Annotated in this window: 10 protein-coding genes and 1 tRNA gene; 10 read left to right on the top strand and 1 reads right to left on the bottom strand. The window is 55.9% G+C overall.

Annotated features, from left to right (window positions below; translation table 11 throughout):
* Window positions 1-6 precede the first annotated feature (6 nt).
* Genes DFP90_RS18125 through DFP90_RS18110 form a run of 4 tightly spaced genes read left to right on the top strand, consistent with a single transcriptional unit; the run spans window position 7 to window position 3822 of the window.
* Window positions 7-894 (top strand): carbohydrate ABC transporter permease, encoded by an 888-nt coding sequence (locus tag DFP90_RS18125; RefSeq protein WP_218044728.1) that lies wholly within the window; start codon window positions 7-9, stop codon window positions 892-894.
* Window positions 891-1742, top strand: a complete 852-nt coding sequence (locus DFP90_RS18120) for a carbohydrate ABC transporter permease (RefSeq protein ID WP_115938020.1) — start codon at window positions 891-893, stop codon at window positions 1740-1742. The genes DFP90_RS18125 and DFP90_RS18120 overlap by 4 nt, the downstream gene beginning before the upstream one ends.
* Complete coding sequence (locus DFP90_RS18115) at window positions 1739-2770, top strand: carbohydrate kinase family protein (protein ID WP_218044727.1); 1032 nt, start codon at window positions 1739-1741, stop codon at window positions 2768-2770. The genes DFP90_RS18120 and DFP90_RS18115 overlap by 4 nt, the downstream gene beginning before the upstream one ends.
* Entirely contained in the window at window positions 2767-3822 is a 1056-nt protein-coding gene (locus DFP90_RS18110; RefSeq protein ID WP_115938018.1) for an ABC transporter ATP-binding protein, read from the top strand. The genes DFP90_RS18115 and DFP90_RS18110 overlap by 4 nt, the downstream gene beginning before the upstream one ends.
* A gap of 59 nt (window positions 3823-3881) precedes the next feature.
* Here DFP90_RS18110 and carA read toward each other — a convergent pair whose 3' ends face one another.
* Window positions 3882-5051, bottom strand: coding sequence for a glutamine-hydrolyzing carbamoyl-phosphate synthase small subunit (gene carA, locus DFP90_RS18105; RefSeq protein WP_115938016.1), 1170 nt, complete (start codon window positions 5049-5051; stop codon window positions 3882-3884).
* A 205-nt stretch (window positions 5052-5256) separates the two neighbouring features.
* On the opposite strand from carA, the gene DFP90_RS18100 reads away from it, so the two are divergent.
* The 6 genes from DFP90_RS18100 to DFP90_RS23435 all read left to right on the top strand — a co-directional run bounded on the left by DFP90_RS18100 (window position 5257) and on the right by DFP90_RS23435 (window position 13592).
* Complete coding sequence (locus DFP90_RS18100; RefSeq protein WP_281269702.1) at window positions 5257-5709, top strand: GatB/YqeY domain-containing protein; 453 nt, start codon at window positions 5257-5259, stop codon at window positions 5707-5709.
* A 162-nt stretch (window positions 5710-5871) separates the two neighbouring features.
* Complete coding sequence (dnaG, locus tag DFP90_RS18095) at window positions 5872-7737, top strand: DNA primase (protein ID WP_115938014.1); 1866 nt, start codon at window positions 5872-5874, stop codon at window positions 7735-7737.
* A 489-nt stretch (window positions 7738-8226) separates the two neighbouring features.
* Window positions 8227-10296 (top strand): RNA polymerase sigma factor RpoD, encoded by a 2070-nt coding sequence (rpoD, locus tag DFP90_RS18090; protein WP_115938012.1) that lies wholly within the window; start codon window positions 8227-8229, stop codon window positions 10294-10296.
* 196 nt (window positions 10297-10492) lie between these two features.
* Window positions 10493-12394, top strand: a complete 1902-nt coding sequence (locus DFP90_RS18085; protein WP_115938010.1) for a methyl-accepting chemotaxis protein — start codon at window positions 10493-10495, stop codon at window positions 12392-12394.
* A gap of 92 nt (window positions 12395-12486) precedes the next feature.
* Window positions 12487-12563, top strand: a tRNA-Ile gene (locus tag DFP90_RS18080).
* A 705-nt stretch (window positions 12564-13268) separates the two neighbouring features.
* Window positions 13269-13592 (top strand): TnsA endonuclease N-terminal domain-containing protein, encoded by a 324-nt coding sequence (locus DFP90_RS23435; RefSeq protein WP_115938008.1) that lies wholly within the window; start codon window positions 13269-13271, stop codon window positions 13590-13592.
* The last annotated feature ends 87 nt before the right edge of the window (window positions 13593-13679 follow it).

Here is a 13679-nt window from a genome sequence, read left to right as displayed (position 1 = left end):
TTTCCAATGACGCAAATGTCCAAAACCACCGTTGCGTGGTACCTGCTTGCCCCGATGATGATTATCATCGTCGGGGTGGCGGGATACCCATTGATCAAAACAGTCTATTTCAGTTTTACAGCGGCCCATCTGGTTTCACCCGATACCAGTGATCAATGGGTGGGGCTGACGAATTTCCTCAAAGCGCTTGGCAATGCGAAATTCCGATCCTCTATCGGTAATACAGTCTATTTTGTGGTGTTTTCGGTCAGTGCGGAAATTCTGCTCGGTGTGCTGGTTGCGCTGTTGCTGAACCAGGAATTCCACGGCCGGACCCTGCTCAGGGCGCTGGTGATTTTACCGCTCGCTCTGCCAACTGTGGTCAATGCGATGATGTGGCGTCTGATCTACGGACCTGATTTCGGCGCCCTCAACGCCCTGTTAACCCAGGTGGGCCTGCTGGCCGAATACCGCAGCTGGCTGGGGGATCCGTCCTCGGCCCTCACAATGGTGGCGCTAGCGGATATCTGGAAAAATTTCCCACTGGTGGCATTGATCACCCTGGCGGCGCTGCAAACGATCTCAAGGGATCATCTGGAGGCGGCGCTTCTGGATGGCGCGAATGCCTGGCAGCGTTTCTGGCATGTTGTGTTCCCCGCCATCGTTGCGCCGGTCAGTGTGGCTTTGGTACTGCGCACGATAGAGGCCTTCAAGGTTTTTGACATTATTTATGTGATGACGCGTGGGGGCCCGGCCAGCAGCACCAAAACCGTCAGTTTCCATGTCTATCAGGAGGCGTTCGCCTATATGCGTGTGGGATCAGGTGCGTCCTATGCGTTGATTGTGGTCCTGATCAGTGCGGCGCTGATTGCCGTCTATCTCAAGCTTTTGCAAAGACAGGGGGAAACCGCATGACCCGTCGATCGCCCTCCCAAACGATCATGATTTATAGCCTGGCCCTGTTGTTAGGTGCAGTTCTGCTCGCGCCGGTTTTATGGCTGTTCATCATGAGTGTCAGTTCAACCCGGGATCTGACGGCGCTGCCGCTGACCTGGATCCCTGAAACGATATCCCTGGAAAATTACGCCAAGCTTCTGGGCGGCGGGGGCAGCACGGTGGCGGAAAGCTTTTTGACGGCGTTGCGCAACAGTCTGATCGTGGCGTTAAGTGCGACCGCTATTTCCCTGGCTGTGGCAGTGCCGGCAGCCTACAGCTTCTCCCGTTTGCCCGGCAGGCGCCGCAAATCGCTGCTGTTTGTAGCGATTGCGACTTTCATGATGCCACCTGTGGCCATTGTTTTGCCGCTTTATGCGATGATGGGGGAATTGGGGCTATTGAATACCCACCTGTCTCTCATTCTGGTCTATTGCGGGATCCTGGTTCCATTCACCACCTGGCTGTTGAAAAGCAATTTTGATGGCATCCCAATGGATCTCGATGAGGCGCCGATTATTGATGGGGCCAACCGGTTGCAGGTGATCTGGCATGTGACGCTCCCGATTGCCAAGCCGGCCCTGGGTGCAGCTGCCTTGATGGCTGTGTTGATGGCCTGGGATGAATTTTTCTATGCGCTGCTTTTTACCAACGATATCAGGGCCAAGACCCTGCCGGTTGCAATTGCTGATTTTGCGGCCGGCCGGGTGGCGGATTACGGCCTGATATCGGCGGCTGGAATCCTGGCGACAATTCCACCGGTGGCGCTGGCCTATTTTCTGCAAAAATCGCTGGTATCCGGCCTGATGAGTGGGAGTGTCAAAGGATGAAACCGATTATTCCACAAAAAAGAAAAAACAGTGATTTTCCCCTGGCAATGCTCGAACGGGCCGAGGTGGTGACGGTGGGCACGGTTAATGTTGATCTCATCATGGGCCCCCAAGAGCCATGGCCAACGCCGGGTACGGAAGTCATTCTCCCGAATGCGAGCCTGCGGGAGGGGGGCGGTGCGGGTATCACGGCCATGGCTCTGGCGGCGCTTGGCTGCCGCCAGCGGATGATCGTCAATGTCGGCCAGGACCTTTTTGGTGATTGGTTGCGGCAGCGTTACGGCGGCCTGTCGCAGGACTGGATCGTTGAAGATGTCGACACGGCATTGACCGTGGGGATTACCCATCCGGACGGTGAGCGGACGTTCCTGAGCACGCCGGGGCATGTGGCGGTATTCAAGCCCGAGGATGTTATGGACCGCTTGAAGGGCATGGGCCTGGATGAAGTCATCGTTCTCTTTGTTGGCACCTCGCTGATGCCGGCCCTGGCCCCAGGCCTGCCGGAGATATTCCGGTATGTGCGCGCGCGCGGCGGGCTGGTTGCCCTGGATACAGCATGGCCGACCGGCGGCTGGACCGAAGAGCTGCGCCGGGAAGTCTTTGGATGGCTGGGAGAGGTATCCATCCTTCTGCTGAACGAAATTGAAGCCGAAGGCCTGTTGGGGGATGTGAAAGCCGATGGTTTGCCGGATGTTAGCCGGGCGCTCTACCAAATGCCGGAAGGAGCCGTATTTGTCACCAAACTCGGGGACAGGGGCGCGCGCATTGATCGCTTGGGTGCGGAACCACTCTCGGTGGACGCCGCCATGGTGCAGCCGGTCGATACGATTGGTGCCGGAGATAGCTTTAATGCCGGCTTCCTGGCGGCGCTTGCCCGTGGCCTGCCTATGGAGGCTTGCCTGGAGCTGGCGGTTCGAACCGCTTCAATTGCAATTTCATCTGATCCCCGACGCTATCCGAATGCGGAAGAAATCGGCTTGGATCAGGGGGTGGCGGGTAAATTTTCGGAAGAGGACGCATTGGCATGACGGGGCTGACACTAAAACAGGTCAATAAGAAGTTTGGGGAGTTCCCGGTTATTCACGAGGTGGACCTCTCGATTGACAGCGGCGAGCTGGTTGTGTTTGTCGGGCCATCCGGTTGTGGGAAATCCACATTGCTCAGGTTGATTGCCGGGTTGGAAGATATCACATCGGGCGAATTCTGGATTGGCGGTCAACGTGCGGACCAACTGCTGGCCGCGGCCCGCAACATTGCCATGGTGTTCCAGTCATATGCGCTCTATCCCCATATGACTGTGGCGGAAAATATCGGGTTTCCGTTGAAGCTCGCGAAATTGCCAAGGGCAAGGATCGCGGAGAAAGTGGCGGCGGTCGGGGAGAGTCTGCGCCTTGGGGCGTTGTTTGACCGCAAGCCGGGTCAGCTATCCGGTGGTCAGCGCCAGCGCGTGGCGATCGGGCGCGCGTTGGCCAGGGATCCAAAGGTCTTGTTGCTGGATGAGCCACTGTCCAATCTGGATGCGGCCCTGAGGCTGGAAATGCGCATGGAGCTTTCCAGGCTTCATAAGCAGTTGGCCGCGACGATGGTCTATGTCACCCATGATCAGGTGGAGGCGATGACACTGGCCGACAGGATCGTGATTATGCGAGAAGGCAAGGTCGAGCAGGTCGGTACACCGTTGGAGCTTTATTCCAGGCCGGCCAATGTTTTTGTGGCGGAATTTATCGGCTCGCCGAAAATGAATGTGTTTTCCGCTGATCTCGACCGGTCAGGCGGCAATCCGGTGATTCGTTTGTCGGAACAAACGGCCTTATCGGCAGAGGGGGCGGCGGGCAGCCGGGTTTTTGCCGGAATCAGGCCTGAACATATGACCCCGGTGGATGATGGGGGGCTCCGTGGTGTTGTGACGGCGGTCGAGCATCTTGGGGCGGACACGCTGGTCCATTTTGACAGTGCTTTCATGGAGGGGGGAATCGCTAGGATAAACGGTATTTCCGGCGTCCGCACGGGCGAGAATATCGGTTTTCAAGTAGCGGCAGAGCAATATCATTTGTTCTCGGAAAATGGGAACAGGCTCTAGGAAAGAAAAAAGCCCCGCAGGCAATGCCGCGGGGCCTTCACGTCTGGATCTATTATTGGTCAGATCCGGTCTTCCATTAGGTCGACAAACCGCTTGAACAGATAGTGGCTGTCCTGGGGCCCGGGTGAGGCTTCCGGATGATACTGGATCGAAAAGACCGGTTTATCCTTCAGGCGGATGCCGGCGAGGCTACCGTCAAAGAGCGAATAATGGGTGCCTTCGACGCTCTCCGGCAGGCTGTCCTTATTGATCACAAAGCCGTGGTTTTGGCTCGTGATTTCCACCTTGTCCGTGGTCAGGTCCTTGATCGGGTGGTTGGCGCCGCGGTGACCCAGATGCATTTTTTCGGATTTTGCGCCCACGGCCAGGGCCAGCATCTGATGGCCGAGGCAGATGCCAAAGACCGGCTTGCCGCTTTCAATCACGCCCTGGATCATCGGCACGGCATATTCGCCGGTGGCTGCCGGGTCGCCAGGTCCGTTCGACAGGAAGACCCCATCGGGATTGAGCGCCAGGATCTCTTCGGCGGTGGTTTCAGCCGGTACGACGGTCAGGCGGCAGCCGAGGCCTGCCAGAATACGCAGGATGTTCCGTTTAACGCCGAAATCAACCGCGACCACGTGAAATTTAGGGTTGGTCAGCTGGCCGTAACCTTCACCCAGCTTCCAGGTGGTTTCCTCCCACTGGTAGGCCTGGGTACAGGAAACCTGCTTGGCCAGATCCATGCCTTCCAGGCCGGGCCATTCTTTTGCCAGGCTGTGCAGGGCAACCAGATCGAACTGGCCTTCCGGATTGTGGCACAGCACCCCATTGGGCGCGCCATTGTCGCGGATATAGCGGGTCAGTTTTCGGGTGTCGACCCCGGTGATGCCCGGCAGGTCCTGGGATTTCAGCCAGCCATCAAGGTGGGAAACCGCCCGGAAGTTGGAGGGCTCTGTGATATCCGCGCGCAGGATGCAGCCCAATGCGGCCGGTGTGGTGGTTTCGACATCTTCGAAATTCGCGCCCACATTGCCGATATGGGGAAATGTGAAGGTGATGATCTGCCCGGCATAGCTGGGGTCGGTCAGGATTTCCTGATACCCAGTCAGCGATGTGTTGAAGCAAACTTCGCCAACCTTGGTGGTGACGGCTCCGACACCGCGGCCCCAGAAAACGGTTCCATCGGCCAGCACAACGACTGCCGTCGCGTTCTTCGGCGGCGTCATATTTTCAAGTTCAATTGTCATGGAACTGCGATCCTCGCATATGATTTTGCCGGTTTTTAAAGGAAGAGAGGCGATCCGTCAAGAATCATTCAAATTAATTAATTGTTTATATTCAATCACTTAGCAAAAATATGAAGGTTGCGTTTCTCTGCAATTTTATATAACGTCCCCGGATTGGCCGGAATCGGTACCCGGTCTGATTGCAATTTTCTTTAGGGAGGCTACCGTGCGCGAAGAGCTGAACAAGGCGCTGAAAGAGGCAATGAAGGCGAAGGACACCGCGTCCCTGGCCACGCTGCGTCTGATTCTGGCGGCTTTGAAAGACCGCGATATTGCCGCGCGTTCCAAGGGTCAGGCCGAAGGTATCGGGGAAGAGGAAATCCTGATGATGCTGCAGACCATGGTCAAGCAGCGCCGGGAAAGCATCAATATGTATGAGCAGGGCGGCCGTCTTGAGCTGGCCGAATCCGAACAGCGGGAAATTGATGTGATCGAACGTTTCCTGCCCAAGCAGCTTTCCGATGATGAGGTTGCTGACAAGGTTGACGAGATGATCGCCGAGTTGGGCGCCGAGGGCCTCAAGGATATGGGCCGGGTCATGAGTGAGATGCGCACCCGCTATGCGGGCCAGATGAATTTTGGCACGGCGTCGGGCCTGGTGAAGCAGAAGCTGAGCTGACATTTTGCGGATTGCCGGAACGGATCCGGCATGATGATCAGCGCTGTATAGATGTTGATATCCCCGGGCCTGACCCGGGGATCGTTTTATCTGAGCACTGGACAGGCCCTTTGCCGGGGATATAGTGAATTGTCGCCAGTGTTTTTATGTTAAGTTTCCGTCATGGCATATCCGCATGGATTTTTGGATGAGGTTCGGGCGCGTATCCGCGTCTCCGAAATTGTCTCGCAAAAGGTCAAACTGACCCGGCGGGGCAATGAATATGTAGGTTTGAGCCCCTTCAAGACGGAAAAGACGCCCAGCTTTACCGTCAATGATCAAAAAGGCTTTTATCATTGCTTCGCCACTGGTGAGCATGGCGATATTTTCACCTTCCTGATCAAGACATCGGGCCTGAGTTTTCCCGAGGCGGTGGAGCAACTGGCAAACCAGGCCGGCTTGGAAGTGCCAAAAGCCAGCCCGGAACAGGCAGCGCGGGAGAAAAAACGCCATAGCCTCTATGAGGTGATGGAAATTGCCTGCCAGCATTATCAGCGTGCGCTCCGGTCCTCCGCCGGGGCGGAGGCACTGGAATATCTCAAAGGGCGTGGTCTGACCGATGAAACCATCGCCCGCTTCCGCTTGGGCTTTGCACCTGCCGATGGCAGTGCCCTGATGCGCGAGCTGACCGGCCAGGAGGTGGAGCAGAAACTGTTGATCGAGGCCGGGCTGTTTCGCCAGGGCCGGGATGGCCGGGCGCCTTATGCCTTTTTCCGCGACCGTGTGCTGTTTCCCATTGCCGACCGGCGTGGCCGTATCATTGCCTTTGGCGGACGCTTTATGGGCGATGCCAAGGCGGCCGGGGTGGGGAAATATATCAACTCGCCGGATACGCCGCTCTTTGACAAGGGACGCACCCTTTATAATCTTGCCGAGGCCAGGCAGGCGACCCATGACCGACAGCCCCTGATCGTGGCGGAAGGCTATATGGATGTGATTGCACTCTCCCAGGCCGGCCTGGAAGGCGGCGTTGCCCCTCTTGGGACCGCCCTGACCGAAGACCAGATTACGGCGCTCTGGCAGATGGATCAGCTGCCCTATCTCTGTTTTGATGGCGATGAGGCGGGCCGCCGTGCCGCGGCCAAGGCGGCGGATCGCGCGATACCGATGCTGGGCGCGGGCCGGTCCATGAAATTTGTCTTCCTGCCCGAGGGGCAGGATCCGGACAGCCTGGTCCAAAGCGAGGGGCGCGGAGCCTTTGAGGCGGTCATGGACAGTGCCAAGCCTATGGACCAATTCCTGTGGGAGCGGGAAAGCCGGGCCAAGCCGGTGACCACGCCGGAGCAGCGCGCGGATCTTGAAGTGCGTCTTAACGAGATTGCCGATGCCATCCCGGACGAGGTGGTGGCGAAATATTATCGCCGGGCCTTTGGCGACCGGATCTGGCAACTGATGCGCGAGCAAAGGAATGGCGGCGCCGGGAAGGCCGGCGGTTATGCTCCCCAGAGGCGTTTTTCCAAGCCCTATCGCCGGATCGAGGGATCAGCGCCCCATAGCCAGGAATTGCGCGGCCAGGTGTTGAAAAAAAATACCGGTGGCAATGTCTTTGGGGTGATGCAGCAAAAAACCATTCTGGCCTGCCTTGGATTTCATCCCAATCTTCTGGATGAATTCGAGGAGCAGGTGGGGGCGATCCCGTTTGCACCGGATCTGCAACGGGTATTCCAGACGATCTTGCGGGCCTATGCAACTCTCGAGGATCCAAGTTCGGAAGCCGTGATGAATGTGCTCAGAAACGGGGAATGCGCGGAAATCACCGCCAAGCTGTTTGCGACGATGCAGCTTCATACCTATGGTTTGGGGCGTGACCGGTCTTTTGGCCATGCGCGCGACATTCTGGACGATATCTTCAACCGGACCCACGCATCGGCCAGCCTGGAGCAGGAGGTGAAATCCGGGTTGAGTGAAAAGAACCAGGATCGTGAGGAGCGGATTTTGCGGGCAATCGATGCACTGCGCCGGATCGAAGATGAACGAAGTTTTGATTAAGGCCGGTGGTTTGCCATCTTCTTTCCTGTGAAATCCAATCGAAACCTTGACAAAATTCCCTCTGCTCGCCAAAAGATGGTTTCTTATGAGGAAACCCTTGACGCCGAGATCGTGAAATCCCATTTCTCATTCCATGGTGAAAGCGCGCGAAATGAAAGCGGTTCAGAGCCCGCAAGTCATGATACTTGCCAGAGAGGCCGGACCGGTGACCGCGATTGCGGAGACGCGCATTGCACTGGATTGGATTGACCGCTCCTGAACCTTGATGGGTGAGCGGGCAATCAGAGACGGGGCGATTGGAAGCGACAGGCGACAACCGTTGGCAGGACCCGAATAGCCGCTGCAGAGGCCGGGTCCGGGACTCAATCGGTTGGATGTGGTTTCCGGCACCGGCCTGCACCTGGCGGCCGGGAAGGAATTGAAGAATTAAATGCGGTTGAGCCGGGAGGCCCGTGCCGCATGTTTGCATGACTTGAGGATGCTGGCTTAATGTCCACCAAACAAGCTGAAGCGAAGGAATCCAAGAAAACCGAAGACCAGAGCGGGGACAACCCGGTACTGGAAGATCCCAAGGCGGCGGTGAAAAAGCTGATCGCCAAAGGCAAGGAGCGAGGCTTCATCTCGATTGATGAGCTGAATGCCGCCCTGCCGCAGGATCAGGTTTCCACGGATCAGATCGAAGACACGATGACCCTTCTTTCCGAGATGGGCATCAATGTTATCGATAATGAAGAAAGCGACAATGACAGTTCCGACGATTCCTCCGACGAGGAAGAGGAAAGCAGTCCTTCCGGTAATCTGAATGATGAAGAGGTCGGTCGCACCGATGACCCGGTGCGGATGTATCTGCGCGAAATGGGGTCTGTCGAGCTTTTGTCCCGTGAAGGTGAGATTGCCATCGCCAAGCGGATCGAGGCCGGCCGTGAGAAAATGATCGGCGCGCTGTGTGAAAGCCCGCTGACCATGCGCGCGATCACCCATTGGCATGATGAGTTGGTCGAAGGCCGCATCTTGCTGCGCGACGTGATTGACCTTGACGCCACCATGTCCAGCGGACCGGATTCCGAGGATATGGATGAGGAAGAGACCATCCTGGCCGACGAAGCCGATCAGGAGGAAGAGGCCAAGGTGGAGGAAGCCAAGGCCGCCAAGGTTAAGGAAGAGCCAAAGGTCGAAGTCAAGCCTGCCGAAGCCAAGCCCGCCGAGGACGGTGCCGAAGGCGCTGCCTCCGGTGAAGAGGGGGAGGAAGGCGAGAATGGTGAAGGCGGTGAAGATGGTGATAGCGATGAGAATAATATGTCTCTCGCCGCCATGGAACAGGCGCTGAAACCCTCCGTGATTGAGACCTTTGAACAGATTGCCGCGACCTACGGCAAGCTGCAGAAGGCTCAGGACAAGCGGATGGTCAGCCTGCAAAAAGGGGAAGAGGCCTCCCGTTCGACAGAACGCACCTATGAAAAGCATCGCCGGGAACTGATCGAGCTGATGGACAGTGTGCGCCTCAACAATGCCCGGATCGAAGATCTGGTGGAGCAGCTCTATACCATCAACAAGAACCTGACGTCCTGTGAAGGCAAGCTGTTCCGTTTGGCATCAAAATGCCGGGTGAAGCGCGAGGATTTCCTTAAGCATTATTATGGCCGGGAATTGGATCCCAACTGGTTGGAAGATATGGCCAGTAAATCCAACCCTTGGGCGAAATTTGCTGCCAACTATGGTGTGGATGCGGAAAAAATCCGCGGCCAGATCGGGGATATTGTCGCCGAATCCGGCGTGCCGCTGCCGGAATTCCGCCGGATCAATCAGCTGGTTCAGCAGGGGGAGCGTGAAGCCAGCCGGGCCAAGAAGGAAATGGTTGAGGCGAACCTGCGCCTGGTGATTTCAATCGCCAAGAAATACACCAACCGTGGCCTGCAATTCCTGGATCTGATCCAGGAGGGCAATATCGGCCTGATGAAGGCGGTGGATAAGTTCGAATATCGCCGCGGTTATAAATTCTCCACCTATGCCACCTGGTGGATCCGTCAGGCGATCACCCGCTCGATTGCCGATCAGGCCCGCACCATTCGTATTCCGGTCCATATGATCGAGACGATCAACAAGCTGGTCCGGACCTCGCGCCAGATGCTGCACGAGATCGGCCGGGAGCCGACCCCGGAGGAACTGGGCGAAAAGCTGCATATGCCGCTGGAAAAAGTGCGTAAGGTCCTGAAGATCGCCAAAGAGCCGATCTCCCTTGAAACCCCGATCGGGGATGAGGAAGATAGCCACCTTGGTGATTTCATCGAGGATAAGAATGCGTTGCTGCCGTCGGATGCGGCGATCCAGTCCAACTTGCGGGAAACCACCACCCGGGTTCTGGCATCCCTGACCCCGCGTGAGGAACGTGTGCTACGCATGCGTTTCGGCATTGGCATGAATACGGACCACACACTCGAAGAGGTCGGTCAGCAATTCTCGGTCACCCGCGAGCGTATCCGTCAGATCGAAGCAAAAGCCCTGCGCAAGCTCAAACATCCGAGCCGTTCGCGCAAATTGCGCAGCTTCCTGGATTATTGATCGTTGGACAGCAAAAATAAGTCAACAGGTTAGCTTGCTGATAACTAATGAGAAAACCCGCCTTTATGGCGGGTTTTTTCTTGTCTGTGGCAAAATCGTGTCAATTTTTATGCAAATGTAACCGGAGAGTCATGGAACAGGCCTAGGAAGGTCCGGAATTCAAAAGGCTGCCCCTCTCCCTGCATAAAGTTGAACGATGATGCTTCGTGCCCTGCGTAAAAAAATTGATGTGAAATTCGTGCTGATTCTGGCTCTGGTCCTGACCGTTGTGATGGCCGGACAGATCGGCGGTTATATTGTCCTGCTCAATCAGGTTCTGGATGAAGAGAACGCCCGGAACCAGATGTTGGCGGAAACCAACCATGACCTGCGTGAACAGGTATTTGCATTACAAGAACAATATCTTGCAATCCCGAACCAGTTGGAGGTCAACCCCGTGGCCGCGCTTGGCAGTTGGGCGGCGGAAAAGGGTGCGAAACCGGTTCAGCATGAGGGGCGTGATGCCATTGTTGCCCGCTATAAAAAGCGTAAAGTCCGCAGGGACGTCGGCAAACCGGGCCGTTTCGTGGTGGATGAATATGACGGCAGCGGTGCCGTTTCATTTGGTCTGTTTGAGAATGGTGAGCCTAAGAATGTGGTTCTGGAATACCGGTTCAAGGGCGTCCCCCAGGATCAGTTGCAGGCGGATGTGGATAAGATCGTCGCTGACAATGCTGGCGCAGACGCCATTGTGCGTAAGATTGGTGCGTTGAAATCCAGCCTGGCCGATGCGGCGCTGGCGGCGGAAAACAGCCGGGTGGAGATCTTGTTCCAGTTTGACCAGATCAAGCAAAAGGATGCTGCGGTGGATGATTTCGTGGAACGGGTCAAGACGTTGGTGGCGGGCAGTGGCCTGTTGGCGATTCTCGTGGCGATCTCAGCGGCCTATATGGTTGGGCGCATGTTGATCACCAGATCTCTTGTGCGTCTGAAGCAGGCCTTGAAGGATATTGCTGCGGAAAAAGAAGTGTCGTTGCGTGAGGTGGAACGCAAGGACGAGATTGGTGCCCTGGCGATCGGTCTGCATCAGATCCAGGATGCCCAAAAAGAAGCGAACCGTCTGCGGGCCAGCCGGGATGCGGAGCGGGAGAAAACCAAGCGCCGGGTGGAAGAAAGGCTCACCGCCGTTGCCGACAGTCTTGAGCGCGGCATGCGGACCAGCATGAAGGATCTGACCAACCGGGCCCATGATATGACGGATAAGGCAGCCGGTCTGACCCGTCTGGCCCATGACAACCAGGCCCAGGCGGATCAGGCCAGTCAACTGGCCGGTGCCAATGCGGAAACCGCCGCCAAGATCCTGCAGCTTTCCGAAAATCTGGTCAGCAATGGCGACCAGATGAGCCGGGCGGTTGATCAACAGCGCCATTTGACCGGGCTCGCCAGCCGGGATGTGGCGGCCTCGCAGAAAACGGTTGAGGAATTGCAGCGCGCCGCCGATCAGGTGGAAGAGATTGTCCAGATCATCCAGGATATTGCCGGGCAGACCAATCTATTGGCGCTGAATGCCACCATTGAGGCCACCCGCGCCGGGTCGGCCGGGTCCGGTTTCGCTGTGGTTGCCCAGGAAGTGAAGAAGCTGTCGGCGGAAACCGCCCGTTCAACTCAGGAGATTAGCAACCGAATCCAAGCTATCCGGTCCGTTTCAGGAAGCGCGGCCAAGGCCATTGCGACGATTGACGACAGAATCGCCGATGTGAATGGCGCCATGGGTGAGCTGACCCGGTCCTGCGAAAGCCAGATCAAGGCCTCACGCTCAATTGCCGGTCATGTGAAAAGCTCTGCGGAAAATGCCGAGAAGGTGGCGGGCAGCAATCAATCGATCCAGCGTTCGGCCGAGACATCCGGCGAGGCGGCGGGCCAGCTTTCCGGTGCGATGGGCGGGATTGTGCAGGCACTGAATGGGATGCGCGAAGAATTGTTTGGGATCCTGCATGCGGCCAGCCGCACCGAAGGTGCCGCTCCGGAAGGGGCAAGGCCAAAGGTCGGCATGGAAAGCGGGGGGGCGGCCAACAATGAGGCTGACAATGTGGTTTATATGCCGGCTGCTGCGGAATGATGGTGCCGGCCATATCCTTTTCCGCTTGCCACATCCTGACCCCTTGGCTAGAAATCGGAAATGGCGGCGGGTCACTTGGCCCGTCCATGGTGGGGCCTGTAGCTCAGTTGGTTAGAGCGGTCCGCTCATAACGGATTGGTCGCGGGTTCGATTCCTGCCGGGCCCACCATTTCTCTTGTCGAGTGCCACAGTTGTTTGCAATTCTGGCCAAAGTTATTTGCATCAGTGTTTTCTAATGTGATGTGGATATGTCTCTGGCACTCGACTTTACCCAAACAAACTTGATCCGTACTTGCAACGAGCATCACACCGATTCGCGGTATTATAATACCGCGCTGTAGTGAATCGCACTTTCTGTGCGTTTGGTGCATTTTTCGAAAAAAAATATTCGGACAAGATTTATTTGGCCTGATCCGAGTTTCCGAGTGATCTCATAGTTAAATTTATCTCGGAAAAATATAAGCAAGATCGCGAAAATATAAGCAGCCACTTGCTATTGGAATTTTTAACCAGTTTCAGACTATGAAAATCGATGAAAAAAAATATAAGCAAAATAGGTGAAAATATTAGCTTGGCTTAAGCACTAGGTTAAAAAAGTCGCACAAAACTCATTTATCCGAAGAGGTGCCCCCTGCAAAATCAAATGAATGCGGGAACTTGCCGGTGAACCAGGCTCGCTCTACTTTGTTTCATATTGTGAATGAAAAGGAGCAATAGAAACAAAAACCGCCACCAGCAAGCCGGGACGGTCAATGTCTGCCTAAAGAGGCCTATTTAGCAATACCCTCTCTAGCACCATTTCCTTATCCAGGCAAGAGGCGAGATTGATTCTCGCAGCAGGTGGCCTTTGTCCAAATTTTGTACGGAGGTTGAAATGCGAGTTAGAGAACCTGTCCTCAATAGGGGGCGAAATCGATTTAACGGCCTTTTTCATAGCTTTAAGTGCAAAAAATCGTTGCCTTGGGAATCGCAGCCAGAACGTGATTTCTTGAAACTTCTAGAATTAGATCCGGAAGTCATCTGTTTCGAAGTGCAGCCTGAGAGGCTCGATTATCGAGATGGAATGAAGAACCGGTACTACATACCGGACGTCTTGGTCGAATATCGTGCGGGTTCAGTTTATTACGAAGTCAAAATGGACGATCGGGCCGCGGAGCCTGACATCGTACGAAAACATCGTTTAGTCAAAATGACCTGAGCCCCAGAGTTCCTCCAGCTATAGGCAGAGTCGTCGGTTAAAGTTTTGCTCAGTTACGTTGTTGTTTGCAAGCAGTATGGGGGCATG

The organism is Aestuariispira insulae (assembly GCF_003385955.1).
GTDB classification, from domain to species: domain Bacteria; phylum Pseudomonadota; class Alphaproteobacteria; order UBA8366; family Aestuariispiraceae; genus Aestuariispira; species Aestuariispira insulae.
Note: the sequence above shows the minus strand (reverse complement) of the source record. Positions and strands in the feature narration are given on the sequence as shown.